The following is a 16,316-nucleotide window of genomic DNA, read 5'->3' on the forward strand; positions in this document are numbered from 1 at the left end:
AGTGGCACGGACGCAAAGGCCAGCTTTGCTACAATCGCCCATCACGAAAAATGAGGTGCGTAATGAGCGAGCCGATTCGCCTGACCCAATACAGCCATGGTGCTGGCTGTGGCTGCAAGATCTCCCCCAAGGTGCTGGATGTGATCCTGGCCGAAAGTGGCGTCCAGGCCCATGACCAGAACCTGTGGGTCGGCAACGCATCGCGCGATGATGCCGCCGTGTACGCCCTGGATGATGAGCGCGGCGTGGTTTCCACCACCGACTTTTTCATGCCCATCGTCGATGACCCCTACGACTTCGGCCGCATCGCCGCCACCAACGCCATCAGCGATATCTACGCCATGGGCGGCGACCCGTTGATGGCCATCGCCATCCTCGGCTGGCCGGTCAACGTGCTGCCGCCCGAAGTGGCCCGTGAAGTTATTCGCGGTGGCCGCGCCGTGTGCGCCGAAGCCGGCATCCCCCTGGCCGGCGGGCATTCGATCGATGCCCCCGAGCCGATCTTCGGCCTGGCTGTCACCGGCGTGGTCAGCAAGCGCCACCTCAAGCGCAATGACACCGCGACAGAGGGTTGCCGCCTGTACCTGACCAAGCCCTTGGGCATCGGCATCCTCACCACCGCCGAGAAAAAGGCCAAGCTGCGCGACCAGGACCAGGGCCTGGCCCGCGACTGGATGTGCACGCTCAACACCCCCGGCAGCCGCTTTGGCAAGCTCGACGGTGTCAAGGCGATGACCGACGTGACCGGTTTCGGCCTGCTCGGCCACCTGGTCGAGTTGGCAGAGGGCAGCGGGCTGACCGCACACCTGGACTACGCCGCCGTTCCGCGCCTGCCGGGCATCGAGCACTACATGGCCGAGGGCTGCATCCCCGGCGGTACTCTGCGCAACTTCGACAGCTACGGGCACAAAATCGGTGCGCTGACCGACGATCAGAAGCACCTGCTGTGCGACCCGCAAACCAGTGGCGGCCTGCTGGTAGCGGTCACCCCCGAAGGCGAGCAGGCGTTTCTTGCCGTCGCCGCCGAACTTGGCCTGGACCTTGCGCCGATCGGCCTGCTGGCTGAGCGACAGAGCCACGCAGTCGAGGTGAACTGATGCGCCACGACTGCACCGACTTCCGCCAGTTGTTCCTCGACGATGTGCCGATGATGGACATGCGTGCGCCCGTCGAATTTGCCAAGGGCGCCTTCCCCGGCGTGGTCAATCTGCCGCTGATGACCGACCAGGAGCGGCAAAAGGTCGGTACCTGCTACAAGCAGCAGGGCCAGGCCGCCGCCATCACCCTTGGCCATCAACTGGTCAGCGGCACCATTAAGCGCGAGCGACTGCACGCCTGGGCCAGCTTTGCCAAGGCCCACCCCGATGGCTACCTGTACTGCGCCCGCGGCGGCCTGCGCTCGCTGATCGTTCAGCAGTGGCTGCGCGACGAAGCCGGCATCGCCTACCCGCGTATCAAGGGTGGCTATAAAGCCATGCGCACGTTCCTGTTGGAAACAACCCAGCAGGCCGTGGAGCAATGCGATTTCGTTCTGCTCGGCGGCCTGACCGGCACTGGCAAGACCGATGTGCTGCACCAACTGAGCAACGTGATCGACCTTGAAGGGCATGCCAACCATCGAGGTTCGAGCTTCGGCAAACGTGCCACCGGGCAGCCGGCGCAGATCGATTTCGAGAACAAGCTGGCCATCGACGTGCTGAAAAAACGCGCCCGCGGTATCGAGCAATTCGTGCTGGAGGACGAGGGCCGTATCGTCGGGAGCTGCACCGTGCCGCTGGAGCTGTACCAGGGTATGCAGCAGTACCCATTGGTATGGCTGGAGGACAGCTTCGAAAACCGTGTGGAACGCATTCTGCGTGACTACGTGGTTAACCTGTGCGCCGAATTCGTCGCGCTCCATGGCGAAGAGCTCGGGCGCCGGCTGTTCGCTGAGCGCCTGTTACAGAGCATGAGCAACATCCACAAGCGCCTGGGCGGCGAGCGCTGTCAGCGCCTGTCAGAGATCATGCGCCTGGCGCTGGATGAGCAGCAGCGCACCGGGGGTATCGATTTACACCGGGGGTGGATCGAGGGGTTGCTGAAGGAATACTACGACCCGATGTATGCCTACCAGCGTGATGCCAAGGCGGACCGTATCGAGTTTGCAGGGGATGCTGTGGAGGTGCGCGAGTACCTCAAGGCTCGCCATCGCTAGGGCCGCTTTGCGGCCCATCGCCGGCAAGCCGGCTCCCACAGGGACCGCGTCAGCTTCTAGGCATTTCTAAAAGCCGGCGCAATCCATGTGGGAGCTGGCTTGCCAGCGATGGGGCCCGCAGGAGCAACATCATTGCCCGGGGCTTAGCACCCGCTCCAGTTCTGCCGCCCGCTCGCGGGTCATGTCCATCATGCACATCCCGCCCTCCAGCTGGGCCATCGTGCCGCCGCTGGCTTGCACGTGGAATTTGCAGTTGCCATCCCGGTAAGCGATCCACTGGCGCTGAACATCGCGCAAGCTCTTCTTAGGCCCCGCCTCGAGCTTGCCCATCAGTTGTTTGTAAGCCCGGTTCAACCGCGCGTCCTGCAGCTGGGTCTCGGCCTGGATGCAACTGCTCATCGCCACCGTACTGGAAGCCTTGTCCATGCACTGGGTGTAGCTCGGCGAGGTGTCCTCGGCCATCGCCACAGGCATGCAGCAAGCCAAGCCCAACCCCATCAAAAACTGCTTGTTCATCACCCTCTCCTGGTCAATTTCAAAACGCCTGCGGCTGCTCGGGAGGCATCAGTACCTTGCCCGGCACAAAACGCAGCGACGGCATTTGCGTGGCGGCATACACCGCCAGTGCCAGTGCTGCAATCAACGCAACGTCCAGCCAGCGCCAACCCGGCATGTCTTGTGCGCCTTGCGCCTTCCAGACATGCCATGCCTGCCCCGCGCAGAACACCACGATAGATGCCAGCCAAAGGTAAAAACCAACACCAAAGCCAATGCGGTCCTGAAACGCATAGCTGATGTTATCCGGCAGCCGTTCGATGCCAAAACTGCTGGCCGCCAGGTACAGCGCGGCCAACCCGGCGACCAGCGCCAAACGCCGAAAACGCCGGTGGGCAAGGACTGCGATGGCCAGCAGCGGGTTGGCAAACCACTGGAACAGACCGAACGGAACACCCCAAGGCCCGTACAGCAACATCTGCAAGGCCGGCATGTGCCTGCCGGCGCTCATCAGCGCGCCATCGAAACACAGGCCGAGCAAATACAGGGCAAGGCTGAAGGTGACGTAGAAAGCCGTCATGCAACAGGTGGCTCGAGCAACAACCCGTAAATGCCCGAGTCAGACAACTCACCCGCCACGCACCAGCGTGCGCGCAATGTGCCTTCAAGGACGAACCCCTGACGCTCCAGCGTGCGTGCCGAACCATTGTTGCGGGGGTCGATCTCTGCCTCCAGGCGACGCATGTGCAGGGTATGGGCGAGGTAGTCGATGAAGCAGGTCAGCGCCTCGTCCATGTAGCCCCTGCCCTGCACCGCGCTGGCCAGGCAGTAGCCAATCTCGCCACGACGGGAGGTGTCGTCGATGTTGAACAGCTGGACCATGCCAATCAGCTCGCCAGTGTCACGGCGGTACATGCCCAGCTTGAGCTGGTCACCATTGGCATAGGCCTCCCGGTCGGCAGCCAAGGCGCTTTGTGCCTCGGCCAGGTCCTGCCAGGGGGCATGGTGCCAGTAACGCATGACCTCGGGGTCGGCCATGATCGTCAGCCATTGCTGGGCATCGGCGTGGCGCATCGGGCGCAGCTGCAGACGCGGGCTGTCGAGGCAGAGGTCGGTGGGGAAACTTCGGGGTGGGGTCACGCCGCATCTCCTGTCCATTGCTGGGGAGATGACAGTTTAACGTCATGTGCGAGGGCTGGGGCATGCCTGGCGTATCAGGCTGTGCCGGAGACTGAGCGCCGCGCGGGCGGCGCCCACTCTCAAGAGCGCTGCAGCACCCTTGGCCAACACGCTTCAGGCACCTCGGTTCAACCCTACCTCCATGTCATTGATCAGCGCCTTGGCCATGGCACTCAGGATGCGCGCGGCGCTGCCGGCAACGAGGTTTCCCTCCATCTCCGCTTCCTCACTCAAATGCCGAATGCAGCCTAGCAGAACAGAAAGTTCGTCAAACGCGTGATCGAGCGGCACGCCCGGCTGGATGGCATACAGCCCGAGAAAGGTCTCTCGACCCGCCGTGGTTCGCGCTTTGAGGTCATCACTCATGCTCCCTCTCCAGCGTGGTCATGTGGCTGAAAAGGGCCCGCAGAAGATCGGTGAGGATGCCCATGTTGTCCAGCACCACCCTGCGTTGGTCTTCGCCCACGGTGCTGAGGTAGAGCTCGATGGTGCTCGAAAGGCTATCCATGAGCGCGGCGGCGTGAGCCTTGGCGTCTTCAAGGGAAAGGTCGGCGATTATCGTGATGTAGTGAATGGGGCAGCTGTCAGGTGGATCGGGAACGAGCTTTTTCATAGTCACTTCTCTCGGTAGAGGTTTCAGAAGCAACCACTCACATCCTTCTCACAGATTGGGTGGCAGCCATGCGCGAGGTGAGAAGACCGTGTCCGAGATCACCACGGCCAGACCGAAGCCTGCACGCGCACAGCTGCCATATCTGGCAAGCGATCTCAAACTACAGGCTTCTCACACCCGGTCGCCAAACCACAGCGACCGCGAAAAGTTACCTATGAGGTACAGGCTTGCCTATCAGACGGCATCCGACAGGGCTCGTAAGATAATTCGCCAAGCCCGTCTTTCTGAAGCATTTGGTTTCAGGTTCAGAAACTTCTTACAACGGCCTGCGGCAGTTACGCCGCAGGCCGCCGCAAAGGGCTCAAGCCACCTCGGCCCCATCATCCGGCCAATGCGGCTCATTGGCCCCCGGTGGCGTCAGCGGTGGCAGGCCATAAGCAGCACGCGCATCGTCGCAACTGGGGTTGTGCACGCCGCCCTCCCACGATGCTTCGAACTCACGGCAAGGGCTGGAACGGTTGGCGTAGATGGTGCACGCCACTTCGCTGCCGATTTCGCCCTTGAGGCTGACGCAACGGCAGGGTTTGGCATCGGTGCCGATCATGGCTACCCGGGTTGGGTTGATCTGCACCACCAGGTCATCGGGCACAAGGCCACCGGCTGACTGGCATTCGCCCCAGAAGAAGGACACACGGAAGTACCCGCAGCAGGCGCCGCAGTCAAGGCAAGGGTTGTATTCGGACATGATGGCACGGAAGGGGAAGGTTATTGTTATCGGGGCTGGCCCGCGGCGCCATTTGTAATCGAAGCCAGGTCGGCTGAGAAGAGGGGCAATGAAAAATAGTTTGCCGCCGATCCGGCAAACATCAGGGGCCGCATCGCGGCCCCTGAAACTGCGCTATTTACGGCTCAGGCCATCAGCCCGGAACATCTGCCGGATGCCCCGGATCGCCTGGCGAATCCGGTCCTGGTTCTCGATCAGGGCGAAGCGCACGTGGTCATCACCGTAATCGCCAAAACCGATGCCCGGCGAAACACACACCTTGGCTTCAGCCAGCAGCTTCTTGGCAAACTCCAGCGACCCCAGGTGGGCGTACTGCTCGGGGATCTTGGCCCAGACATACATCGACGCCTTGGGGTTCTCGACCATCCAGCCCAGCTCGTGCAGGCCTTTGACCAGCAGGTTGCGGCGCTGGCGGTACTGTTCGGCGATGTCGCGCACGCATTGCTGGTCGCCTTCCAGCGCGGCGATGGCCGCCACCTGCAGCGGGGTGAAGGTGCCGTAGTCGTGGTAGCTCTTGATCCGCGCCAGGGCGCTGACCAACTCAGGGTTGCCCACCATGAAGCCGATCCGCCAGCCAGCCATGTTGTAGCTCTTGGACAAGGTGAAGAATTCCACCGCAATGTCCTTGGCCCCCGGCACCTGCATGATCGAGGGCGCCTTCCAGCCGTCGTAGACGATATCGGCGTAGGCCAGGTCGTGTACCACTAGCACGTCGTACTGCTTGGCCAAGGCCACCACGCGCTCGAAGAAGTCCAGCTCCACGCACTGGGCAGTGGGGTTGGACGGGAAGCCCAGGATCATCATCTTCGGCTTGGGGATGGACTCGCGGATCGCCCGCTCCAGCTCGTTGAAGAAGTCGACACCGGGCACCAGCGGCACCGAACGCACCTGGGCACCGGCGATCACTGCGCCGTAGATGTGGATCGGGTAGCTCGGGTTGGGTACCAGCACCGTGTCGCCTTGATCGAGCGTGGCGAGCATCAGGTGGGCCAGGCCTTCCTTGGAGCCGATGGTGACGATGGCTTCGCTGTCCGGGTCGATGTCGACCTCGTAGCGCTGCTTGTACCAGTTGGAAATGGCCCGACGCAGGCGCGGGATGCCGCGCGAGGTGGAATAGCCGTGGGTGTCTTCACGCTGGGCAACCTGCACCAGCTTCTCGACGATGTGCGGCGGCGTCGCGCCATCAGGGTTGCCCATGCTCAGGTCGATGATGTCCTCACCACGGCGGCGGGCAGCCATCTTGAGCTCGGCAGTGATGTTGAAGACATACGGGGGGAGACGATCGATGCGCGCGAAGCGGCGCGGCGAACCTTGGTCGGCCATGGTTTCCTCTACGAAACGTAAGCGCCCGGAACCGTCCGAGCGACGCTGGCCGCTGCGGCGGCCTGATTCAGAAGATAGTGCCGATCAGGCGTACGTGTAAAGGATAATTTCCTGATTACTTAGAACTTTTCAGGCTTATTTTTTGAATTACCAGGATTTTCATTGTTTGCACTGCCCTCTTCCACGCTAAAGCCATTCACACGGTTGCCGTTTGCGCCCCGAAGAAGCCAGCACTGAATGACCCCCATAAAAAAACCCTGGCACCAAGGCCAGGGTTTTCGATGTTGCAGGCGACTGTATCAGCGCGCGTAGGTCATCAGCACGTCCGCGGCAGTCTGGCTGTCCACCGACATCATCACGCTCAGGGCGGTGACGGTGAGGATGGAGAAGCCAAATACCTTGCGGGCCCACTTGCTGTCGTCCTCGGCCTTGTAACCACCCCAGGCCATGTACAGCCAGTACAGGCCCATGGCTGCTGCCACGGCCAGGTAGCCGAGGCCGGCGTAACCGCCGAGGGTGAGCATCAGGGTTGCGAGCACGAATGCCAGCACGTACAGCACGATCTGCTTCTTGGCCGCAAGAATACCGCGCGCCACCGGCAGGACCGGAATGTTGGCGGCGCTGTAATCCTTGAAGCGGAAGATTGCGATCGCGAAGCTGTGCGGCATCTGCCACAGGCTGAACATCACCAGCAGGGTCACTGCCGCCAGGTCGAAGCTGTTGCTGACGGCGCAATAGCCGATCACCGGAGGCATGGCACCGGACAGGCTGCCGACCAAGGTGCCGTGCACCGATTTGCGCTTCAGCCAGAGGCTGTAGAAACCGACGTAGACGATGAACCCGATCAGCGCGCAGAACGCCGACAGCGGGTTGGCCTGGACATACAGCAGGCTGAAGCCCGCCATCCCGAGGAGGGTGGCGTAGACCAGCGCGAGGGTCAGCGACATGCCGCCCTGGACCATGACGCGGTTCTTGGTGCGTTCCATCTTGATATCGATGTCGCGGTCGATGCAGTTGTTGAACACGCAACCGGACGCAACCACCAGGGACGTACCTATTACCACCGCCAGGAACAGGGCGAAGTCTACATGGCCCTTCGAGGCAAGGAAGAAACCGCCTGCCACGGAAAGCACGTTACCGAAAATGATCCCCGGTTTGGTGATTTGGATAAAGTGCTTAACGGACATGCAGTCTTACCTCACTTGGCCATCATTTCGTAGTGGATGCTGAACATGATCCACAGCGACAGGCCGACCAGCAGTGCAATCACCATGGTGGTGAACAGGAACGTCGACACGTTGGAACGCTGCTCTTTCGAGCGGTCCATGTGCAGGAAGTACACGAGGTGCACAACCACCTGGATGACGGCCATGGCCACCACGATCAGGACGGTCAGGTTCTTCGGCAAGCTCGGGTACATCACCAGGCCGAACGGGATCGCGGTCAGGATGATCGACAGTACAAAGCCGATCATGTAGGACTTCACGCTACCGTGGTTACCTTCGTGATGAGTGTCGTGTGCGTTAGCCATTACAGAACCCCCAGCAGGTAGACGACGGTGAATACGCAGATCCAGACCACGTCCAGGAAGTGCCAGAACAGGCTCAGGCAGCTCATGCGGGTCTTGGCGGTCGGCGTGATGCCGTGCTTGTTGATCTGGTACATCATGATTGCCATCCAGATCAGGCCGGCGGTCACGTGCAGGCCGTGGGTGCCTACCAGGGCGAAGAAGCCCGACAGGAAGCCACTGCGCTGCGGGCCGTAGCCCTCAACGATCAGGTGATGGAACTCGTAGATTTCCATCGCGATGAACGCAGCACCGAACAGGAAGGTCACTGCCAACCAGCCCAGCACGCCTGCTTTCTTGCCGTCGAACATCTTCAGCATGGCGAAGCCGAAGGTGATCGAGGACAGCAGCAGGAACAGTGTTTCTACAGCTACGAAATCGAGCTGGAAGATGTCATGACCCGACGGGCCGCCGGCAAAACTGCCGGACAGCACCGCGTAGGTGGCGAAGAGCGACGCAAACAGGATGCAGTCGGTCATCAGGTACAGCCAGAAACCGAGTACGGTCATCTGGCCCGAGTCGTGGTGGTGATCGTCGTGCCCATGGTCGTGACCATGAGCATCGCCGTGGATTACTTGACTGGACATTGATTACACCCGCTCAAACGATTCGACACGTGCGCCGGCAGGCAGAGCACCTGCTTTGGCCAGCGCTTTCATGCGCTCGCCTTCGATGCGCGCCACTTCTTCGGCCGGAACCATGTAGCCCTGGTCGTCACGCGCAGCGTGGCGAACGAAGACAGCGATGGTCGCAACCAGGCTCGCACCCACCAGCCACCAGATGTGCCAGATGAAGGCGAAGCCGAAGACGGTCAGGAACAGGCCCATGAACAGACCGGTAGCAGTGTTGCTCGGCATGTGGATGGCTTCGTACTTGGCCGGAGCCTTGTACGCAACACCGGCTTCCTTGGCTTCGTGCCAGCAGTCCAGACCAACTTTCTCAGGCATGTGAGCGAAGTTGTAGAACGGAGGTGGCGACGAAGTCGACCATTCCAGGGTACGGCCGCCCCATGGGTCGCCGGTCACGTCCAGGTTCTGGTTGCGGTCGCGGACCGAAACGTAGATCTGGATCAGCTGGCAAGCGATACCGAACAGGATCAGCACGGCGCCGGCGACGGCAACGTACAGGTAGGGTTCCCACAGCGGGTTGTCGGAGTGGTTCAGACGACGGGTCATGCCCATGAAGCCCAGGGCGTACAGCGGCATGAACGCTACGTAGAAGCCCGAGATCCAGAACCAGAAGGCAGCTTTGCCCCACTTCTCGTTCAGGGTGAAGCCGAAGGCTTTCGGGAACCAGAAGGCGAAGCCGGCAATGTAGCCGAACACCGCACCACCGATGATCACGTTGTGGAAGTGGGCGATAACGAACAGGCTGTTGTGCAGCACGAAGTCAGCACCTGGAACAGCCAGCAGAACGCCGGTCATGCCACCGATGGAGAAGGTGATCATGAAGCCCAGGGTCCACATCATCGGTGCGGTGAAGCGCACACGGCCCTGGTACATGGTGAACAGCCAGTTGAACAACTTCACACCGGTCGGAATGGAGATCAGCATCGTCGCCAGGCCGAAGAAGGTGTTGACGCTGGCGCCGGCACCCATGGTGAAGAAGTGGTGCAGCCATACGGCGAAGCCCAGGATGGCGATCGCGCCCGATGCGTAGATCATCGAGTGGTGGCCGAACAGACGCTTGCCGGAGAAGGTCGAAGTCACTTCCGAGAACACGCCGAAGGCCGGCAGGATCAGGATGTAAACCTCAGGGTGACCCCACGCCCAGAACAGGTTGACGTACATCATCGGGTTCCCACCAAGCTCGTTGGTGAAGATGTGGAAGTCCAGATAACGGTCAACAGTCAGCAGTGCCAGTGCAGCGGTCAGGATCGGGAAGGAAGCGACGATCAGCACGTTGGCCCAGGTGCAGGTCCAGGTGAAGATCGGCATGTCCATCAGTTTCATGCCAGGTGCGCGCATCTTCATCACGGTGACGAGGAAGTTCACACCGGTAAGCGTCGTACCCAATCCGGATAGCTGTAGCGCCCAGATATAGTAATCGACACCCACCCCAGGGCTGTACTGAATGCCCGCGAGTGGCGGATAGGCAACCCAGCCGGTCTTGGCGAATTCACCAACGCCCAGCGAGATGTTGACCAGCAGCACGCCTGCCAGCAGCAGGTAGAAGCTCAGGGAGTTCAGGAACGGGAAGGCAACGTCACGTGCACCGATCTGCAGAGGAACCGCCAGGTTCATCAGGCCGGTGAAGAACGGCATCGCCATGAAGATGATCATGATCACACCGTGCGCGGTGAAGATCTGGTCATAGTGTTCAGGCGGCAGGTAGCCTTCGGAGCCGCCGGTAGCAGCAGCCAGCTGGGTACGCATCATGATGGCGTCGGCAAAGCCGCGCAGCAGCATGACCATCGCGACGATGATGTACATCACCCCGATTTTCTTGTGGTCGACCGTGGTCAGCCACTCGGTCCACAAGTAGGTCCACTTGCGGAAATAGGTGATAAGACCGACGACAGCGATACCACCGAGCGCGATCATGGCAAGCGTCACCATGACTATCGGCTCGTGATAGGGTATCGCCTCCAGGCTTAATTTACCGAACATCTCTTACTCCTCTGCACCGGCAGCTGGTTGCATACTCGATTCCACACCCTTGGTAGTGGCCAGATCTTTGCTGCCTGCTTCTTCGTGGCTCGGACGACCGCGGTTCATGCCTTCGTACTTGTCGACGATGATCTGGAACTGGTCAGGCGAGGCCTCGCTATACAGCGCGACTGGGTTGTTTTCGCTTGGTTTGGCCAAGGCGTCGTATTCGGCCTTGTCCAGCTTCTTCGGCGACTGCTTGACCTCGGCGACCCACTTGTCGAAGTCTTCCTGGGAGGTTGCAGTGGCCTTGAATTTCATGCCGGTGAAGCCAGCACCGCTGTAGTTGGCGCTGATACCGTCAAACACGCCGTTTTCGTTGGCGATCAGGTGCAGCTTGGTGGTCATGCCGGCCATGGCGTAGATCTGGCCGCCCAGGCCCGGGATGAAGAATGAGTTCATCACGGCGTCGGAGGTGACGCGGAAGTTGACCGGGGTGTTAGCCGGGAAGACGATCTTGTTGACCGTGGCGATGCCTTGTTCCGGGTAGATGAACAGCCACTTCCAGTCCAGTGCAACCACGTCGATCTGAATCGGCTTCACGTCCGAATCCAGTGGACGGTAGGGGTCCAGCTTGTGGGTGGACTTGTAGGTGACATAACCCAGGGCAATGATGATCAGGATCGGGATGATCCACACCGCAGCCTCGATCTTGGTCGAGTGCGACCAATCTGGGGTGTAGGTGGCCGCCTTGTTGGAAGCACGGTACTTCCAGGCGAACGCCACGGTCATGATGATGACCGGGATCACCACCAGCAGCATCAGGCCGGTAGCAATGAGGATGAGGTTCTTTTGCTCAATGCCGACCTGACCTTTCGGGTCGAGCAGGGTCCAGTTGCACCCGCTGAGTAAAAGCATGCCTAAAAAGGGCAATATGCCAAACAGTCTGGGGTAACGCTTTTTACTCATCTCACGACCTCTAGATCAGCTTGCTTCAATGCAATTTGTGTTTTGGTAGCCAACACTTCGTCCTGCCAAGTGAGGCATTTCGCGCCCGAATACGCTCCTGCCTGGGGCCCGACTGCAGGACCTTGGCTCAAGCGTGTTAGCGGTGCTTATGGTTTCGTAGGCAACAGGCCTGTACTTCAGACCAAGTCCGTTTGGTGCGGGAAAACGCGGAGGGGTATCCGCCCGGTATCGCCGCTGGGCGAAACTTGACGAAGTCAGCAAAAGAAAGCGCTGGGGCTTCCTTCAATCCTGCGACTCGCAAGCAGTGCCGAACGGAAATTGGGGGCGATTGTAGTGAGGTCGCCAACCCTTGACTATGACTTATTGAGCAACAGTCTTTTACAGAATGCGTAACAATAGTGGTTGGAAATTCAACTTCGCGACAGTTTGTCGCACCCCGCTTGATAGGCCTCAAACCCGCGTCCTGCAAGGCTTTGTGGTTGATCTGGATCAAGCGGCGGGCGACTTTTCCCTCTTCTCTGTAGGTGCAAAAGACCACAGCAAAATCGGGACTTATGTCTAAGGCTGGCGCCTGTTGCGATAGATGCCCAGCGGTACCAGGATGGCCGTCAGCACGAACGCCATCAATGCCCATTGCGCCAGGGACAAGCCGAGGATCGGCGGGTATGGCGTGCTGCAGAACCCGTCGACCTGGAAGGCGAGCGGCCAGAGCTTGGCCAGCGGCAGGTCGTCGACGATCGGCTGCAGGGTGTCGATACCGCAACTGACCATGGGGTTGGCGAGTATATACACATGGTTGCCGGCCGCAACGATTCCGCCAATTGCGCTAAGCACCACCAGCCCCTCGAACAGCGTGAGGCTGCGCCGCCCGGGCATCGCGGCGGCGATGAAGGCAAACACGGCGATGAACAGCAGGGCATAGCGTTGCAGGATGCACAGCGGGCAGGGCGCTTCGCCGAGCACCACCTGCATGTACAAAGCGCCACCGATCAGGGCGAGACAGATCACCCCCAGTAGCACCAGAAAGCGCCGTTCCCGATTCAGGCGCGATGTTTGTTCGTTCATTGCCGGTTCCTTCGATGGATAGGGGCAGCGTGGTCCACCTGCCTGGCGCGATTCTACACGCAGGTCTGACCGTTAGCGTGTCGAGGAAGCGGCAAGACAGCACTGCGAGGGCTATCCGGAGTGGGCTTGAGACCGGCGGGCGTGCCGTCGGTTCAACGCCGGCCGGTAAAAAAGCAGCTGCCCGGATGCCGCGCAGAGGCAAGCCCCTCGACACCCGGGAGTGAAGGATACAGTGATTAAAGGACGATTAAGGATGAAAGATGGCCGGCGCGGTTCATCTTTCCTTTATATGAGCAATCGACGATACGCCGCCGGCCCTGAGACCGGCAGCGTGCCTGGGGGGAGGTTTGTAGCGGGGATGACCTTTGTGGGGGTTCATTTGAGCCTTGCATCGGATGTACCGGCCCCATCGCCGGCAAGCCGGCTCCCACAAAGTGGACTGCCCTCAAGCTCAGCGCAGGCCTTTGAAGGCACCCCCCTGCCCCAAAGCCAACCGCGATCCTGGTGGGAGCCGGCTTGCCGGCGATGGGGGCAGCCCGGTCAATACATCATTCCAAGGCTGCCGCTGGCCCGAAGAACTCATAGCGGCTCTGCTCCGGCGGCACGCCCAGCGCTTCCAGGTAGCGCTTGATCACCGCCATGAAGCCCTTGGGCCCGAGGAAATACGCCTCCACATCACGCTCACTCGGCATCCATTCAGCCAACAGCTCCTGGCTCAACAGCCCAACCGCATTGGCATCGCGCGACCCATCATCCTCGGCATAGCAATAGAAGCGCTTGAGTTGAGGATGCTGCTTGGCCAGCCCATCCACCCAGTCGCTGAAGGCATGCACCGCACCATTGCGTGCACAGTGGATGAAGTGCACCGGGCGCTGGGTCTGAAGGGCCGCCTCCAGCATCGCCAGGGTCGGCGTGATGCCCACCCCACCACTGATCAGCACCAGCGGCTTGTCACTGCTGGCAAGGGTGAAGTCGCCGGACGGCGGAAACAGTTGCAGTGTGTCACCGACCATCATTTCATGATGCAGGTAATTGGACACCTTGCCGCCCGCCTCACGCTTGACGCTGATACGGTATTGCTTGCCATCGCACAACGCCGACAGCGAATAATTGCGACGCTGCTCGGCGCCGTCGATGAACAGCTGCAAGCCGATGTACTGGCCCGGTTCAGCCTTGAGCACCGGTTTGCCGTCCACGGGAGCGAAGTAGAACGAAACGATCTCGCTGCTTTCCTGCTCGCGGCGCACCAAGCGGAATTCGCGGGTACCGCGCCAGCCACCGACGGCCGCTTCCTTCTGTTTGTAGAGGCCTTCCTCGGCGCCGATGAGGATCTCGGCCAACTGCCCGTAGGCCGCGCCCCAGGCAGCGATCACCTCGGCAGTGGCGATGTCCTTACCGAGTACTTCCTCGATGGCCCGCAACAGGCAGCTGCCAACGATCGGATAGTGCTCCGGCAGGATCTGCAAGGCGACGTGCTTGTTGATGATCTGGCCGACCAGGCCGCCGAGCTGTTCCAGCTGGTCGATGTGCCGGGCGTACATCAGCACGCCATTGGCCAGGGCGCGCGGCTGGTCGCCACTGGCCTGATGGGCCTGGTTGAACAGTGGGCGCACCTGCGGGTACTCGCTGAGCATCAACTGGTAGAAGTGGGTGGTCAGCGCTTCTCCACCGGTTTCCAGCAGCGGGACGGTGGCTTTGATGATTGCACGTTGTTCGGCATTGAGCATTTGCAACGACTCCTGAACCAGGGGCTTGGAAAGGTTGCATGTGCAGTATCAGTATTCGTGCCAAACTTTAATACCATCAAAATCAAGCACTTATACTGTTTGATGTCAAAAAGACCAGCCACGGAGTATAGTCATTTAGACCAACAGGAGTCCTTATGACCGCAAAGCCGTTGCTCACCGCCCTGCTCCCCTTGGTCAGCGACCTGTCCCGCGACCTGCCCGACCAGGAACGCTACCGCCGCCTGCTGCAAGCCATGCGCGGCCTGCTACCCTGCGATGCCGCTGCGCTGTTGCGGCTGGATGGCGAATGGCTGGTGCCACTGGCTGTCGACGGGCTGTCTGCCGATACCCTGGGCCGGCGCTTCAAAGTGAGCGAGCATCCGCGCTTCCAGGTGCTGCTCAGCCGCGCCGAGCCTACGCGCTTCCCCAGCGATTCCCAGTTGCCCGACCCCTATGACGGGCTGGTCAATGCCCACGACGTCGACCTTCACGTGCATGACTGCATGGGCTGCCCGCTGATGGTCGACGAGCGCCCCTGGGGCCTGGTGACGCTCGATGCCCTCACCCCTGGCCAGTTCCAGAGCCTGGAGCTCGATGCCCTGCAGGCTTTCGCCAGCCTGGCAGCGGCCACGGTCACGGTGGCCGAACGCATCGAACACCTGGCCCTGCGCGCCGAGGATGAGCACCAGCGCGCCGAGATCTACCGCCAGGCCAGCGGCCAGGGCAAAGAGCTGATTGGCCAAAGCCCGGCGCACAAGCGCCTGCTGGATGAAATACGCCTGGTCGGCGGCAGCGACCTGACGGTGCTGATCACCGGTGAAACCGGGGTGGGCAAGGAACTGGTAGCCCAGGCCCTGCACCAGGCCAGCCACCGTGCCCACAAGCCACTGATCAGCCTCAACTGCGCCGCGCTGCCCGACACGCTGGTGGAAAGCGAACTGTTCGGCCATGTACGCGGGGCCTTCACCGGCGCCCACGGTGAGCGGCGCGGCAAGTTCGAACTGGCCAATGGCGGCACGCTGTTTCTCGACGAAGTGGGCGAACTGCCGCTGGCGGTTCAAGCGAAGCTGCTGCGGGTACTGCAAAGCGGGCAACTGCAGCGTCTGGGCTCAGACCGCGAACACACCGTCGATGTGCGCCTGATCGCAGCGACCAATCGCGACCTTGCCGCCGAGGTGCGCAATGGCAACTACCGCGCCGACTTCTACCACCGCCTGAGCGTGTACCCGCTGCAGGTTCCGCCCCTGCGCGAGCGTGGGCGTGATGTGCTGCTGTTGGCGGGGTACTTCCTCGAACAGAATCGATCACGCCTGGGCCTGAACAGCCTGCGCCTGAGCAACGACGCGCAATCGTCGCTCCTGGCTTACGGCTGGCCCGGCAACGTGCGCGAACTGGAACACCTGATCGGCCGCTCAGCCCTCAAGGCACTGGGCCAGCACCCGGACCGGCCACGCATTCTCACACTGCAAGCCAGTGACCTGGACCTGCGTACCGAGGCGGGCGTGGTACAGGCACCCGCGCCCTTGCCGGCGCCGGCGCTGGCCGAAGGTGGCTTGCGCGAGGCTGTCGACGGCTACCAACGCCAGGTGATCGATGCCTGCCTGCAGCGCCATCAGGACAACTGGGCCGCCGCCGCCCGCGAGCTCGGCCTGGACCGCGCCAACTTGAACCGCCTGGCGCGGCGCTTGGGCCTGCGCTAGACGCGTTTCGTACAAAAGGATTAACCCAGAAAGCCTCTGGTTGCTTTCCGTTGGGCTGCTATATCTCCCTTACCACCGGTAACAGGACCGTTAGACGACCGGGCTGCGTGCT

17 protein-coding genes are annotated in these 16,316 nt (G+C 61.2%); 3 read left to right on the forward strand and 14 right to left on the reverse strand.

The window, feature by feature from the left end:
• Nucleotides 1-62 precede the first annotated feature (62 nt).
• Both selD and mnmH read left to right on the forward strand, forming a co-directional pair.
• Nucleotides 63-1,097, forward strand: coding sequence for a selenide, water dikinase SelD (gene selD / locus OSW16_RS22535; RefSeq protein WP_267818623.1), 1,035 nt, complete (start codon nt 63-65; stop codon nt 1,095-1,097).
• Nucleotides 1,097-2,194 (forward strand): tRNA 2-selenouridine(34) synthase MnmH, encoded by a 1,098-nt coding sequence (mnmH, locus tag OSW16_RS22540; protein ID WP_267818625.1) that lies wholly within the window; start codon nt 1,097-1,099, stop codon nt 2,192-2,194. The genes selD and mnmH overlap by 1 nt, the downstream gene beginning before the upstream one ends.
• A gap of 129 nt (nt 2,195-2,323) precedes the next feature.
• Here mnmH and OSW16_RS22545 read toward each other — a convergent pair whose 3' ends face one another.
• The 14 genes from OSW16_RS22545 to hmpA all read right to left on the reverse strand — a co-directional run bounded on the left by OSW16_RS22545 (nt 2,324) and on the right by hmpA (nt 14,504).
• Nucleotides 2,324-2,710, reverse strand: a complete 387-nt coding sequence (locus OSW16_RS22545; RefSeq protein ID WP_267818627.1) for a lysozyme inhibitor LprI family protein — start codon at nt 2,708-2,710, stop codon at nt 2,324-2,326.
• 19 nt (nt 2,711-2,729) lie between these two features.
• Complete coding sequence (locus OSW16_RS22550) at nt 2,730-3,269, reverse strand: hypothetical protein (protein WP_267818629.1); 540 nt, start codon at nt 3,267-3,269, stop codon at nt 2,730-2,732.
• Entirely contained in the window at nt 3,266-3,829 is a 564-nt protein-coding gene (locus OSW16_RS22555; protein ID WP_012316174.1) for a GNAT family N-acetyltransferase, read from the reverse strand. The genes OSW16_RS22550 and OSW16_RS22555 overlap by 4 nt, the downstream gene beginning before the upstream one ends.
• Before the next feature lie 153 nt (nt 3,830-3,982).
• A complete protein-coding gene (locus OSW16_RS22560) occupies nt 3,983-4,234 on the reverse strand; it encodes a DUF3077 domain-containing protein (protein ID WP_241804151.1) in 252 nt (83 codons plus the stop codon).
• The gene (locus OSW16_RS22565; protein ID WP_267818632.1) at nt 4,227-4,481 is read right to left on the reverse strand and encodes a hypothetical protein; all 255 of its coding nucleotides are present in this window, start codon (nt 4,479-4,481) and stop codon (nt 4,227-4,229) included. The genes OSW16_RS22560 and OSW16_RS22565 overlap by 8 nt, the downstream gene beginning before the upstream one ends.
• Nucleotides 4,482-4,842: 361 nt before the next feature.
• Nucleotides 4,843-5,226, reverse strand: coding sequence for a YkgJ family cysteine cluster protein (locus OSW16_RS22570; protein WP_241804149.1), 384 nt, complete (start codon nt 5,224-5,226; stop codon nt 4,843-4,845).
• A 153-nt stretch (nt 5,227-5,379) separates the two neighbouring features.
• On the reverse strand, nt 5,380-6,588 hold the full coding sequence (gene alaC / locus OSW16_RS22575; RefSeq protein ID WP_241804148.1) for an alanine transaminase: 1,209 nt from the start codon (nt 6,586-6,588) through the stop codon (nt 5,380-5,382).
• 299 nt (nt 6,589-6,887) lie between these two features.
• Nucleotides 6,888-7,775, reverse strand: a complete 888-nt coding sequence (gene cyoE, locus OSW16_RS22580) for a heme o synthase (protein WP_267818635.1) — start codon at nt 7,773-7,775, stop codon at nt 6,888-6,890.
• An 11-nt stretch (nt 7,776-7,786) separates the two neighbouring features.
• Nucleotides 7,787-8,119 carry a cytochrome o ubiquinol oxidase subunit IV gene (gene cyoD / locus OSW16_RS22585; protein ID WP_012316180.1) on the reverse strand — a complete coding sequence of 111 codons (333 nt, stop codon included), beginning with the start codon at nt 8,117-8,119 and terminating at the stop codon, nt 7,787-7,789.
• Nucleotides 8,119-8,742 carry a cytochrome o ubiquinol oxidase subunit III gene (cyoC, locus tag OSW16_RS22590; protein ID WP_241804146.1) on the reverse strand — a complete coding sequence of 208 codons (624 nt, stop codon included), beginning with the start codon at nt 8,740-8,742 and terminating at the stop codon, nt 8,119-8,121. The genes cyoD and cyoC overlap by 1 nt, the downstream gene beginning before the upstream one ends.
• A gap of 3 nt (nt 8,743-8,745) precedes the next feature.
• Nucleotides 8,746-10,764 (reverse strand): cytochrome o ubiquinol oxidase subunit I, encoded by a 2,019-nt coding sequence (gene cyoB / locus OSW16_RS22595; RefSeq protein ID WP_241804145.1) that lies wholly within the window; start codon nt 10,762-10,764, stop codon nt 8,746-8,748.
• 3 nt (nt 10,765-10,767) lie between these two features.
• A complete protein-coding gene (gene cyoA / locus OSW16_RS22600) occupies nt 10,768-11,712 on the reverse strand; it encodes a ubiquinol oxidase subunit II (RefSeq protein ID WP_241804144.1) in 945 nt (314 codons plus the stop codon).
• 558 nt (nt 11,713-12,270) lie between these two features.
• On the reverse strand, nt 12,271-12,777 hold the full coding sequence (locus OSW16_RS22605; protein WP_039601973.1) for a disulfide bond formation protein B: 507 nt from the start codon (nt 12,775-12,777) through the stop codon (nt 12,271-12,273).
• A gap of 548 nt (nt 12,778-13,325) precedes the next feature.
• A complete protein-coding gene (hmpA, locus tag OSW16_RS22610) occupies nt 13,326-14,504 on the reverse strand; it encodes an NO-inducible flavohemoprotein (RefSeq protein WP_267818638.1) in 1,179 nt (392 codons plus the stop codon).
• 155 nt (nt 14,505-14,659) lie between these two features.
• Here hmpA and norR point away from each other — a divergent pair, with 155 nt between their 5' ends.
• Nucleotides 14,660-16,204, forward strand: coding sequence for a nitric oxide reductase transcriptional regulator NorR (gene norR / locus OSW16_RS22615; protein ID WP_267818640.1), 1,545 nt, complete (start codon nt 14,660-14,662; stop codon nt 16,202-16,204).
• The last annotated feature ends 112 nt before the right edge of the window (nt 16,205-16,316 follow it).

It is taken from the genome of Pseudomonas putida (genome assembly GCF_026625125.1).
Lineage (GTDB): Bacteria > Pseudomonadota > Gammaproteobacteria > Pseudomonadales > Pseudomonadaceae > Aquipseudomonas > Aquipseudomonas putida_X.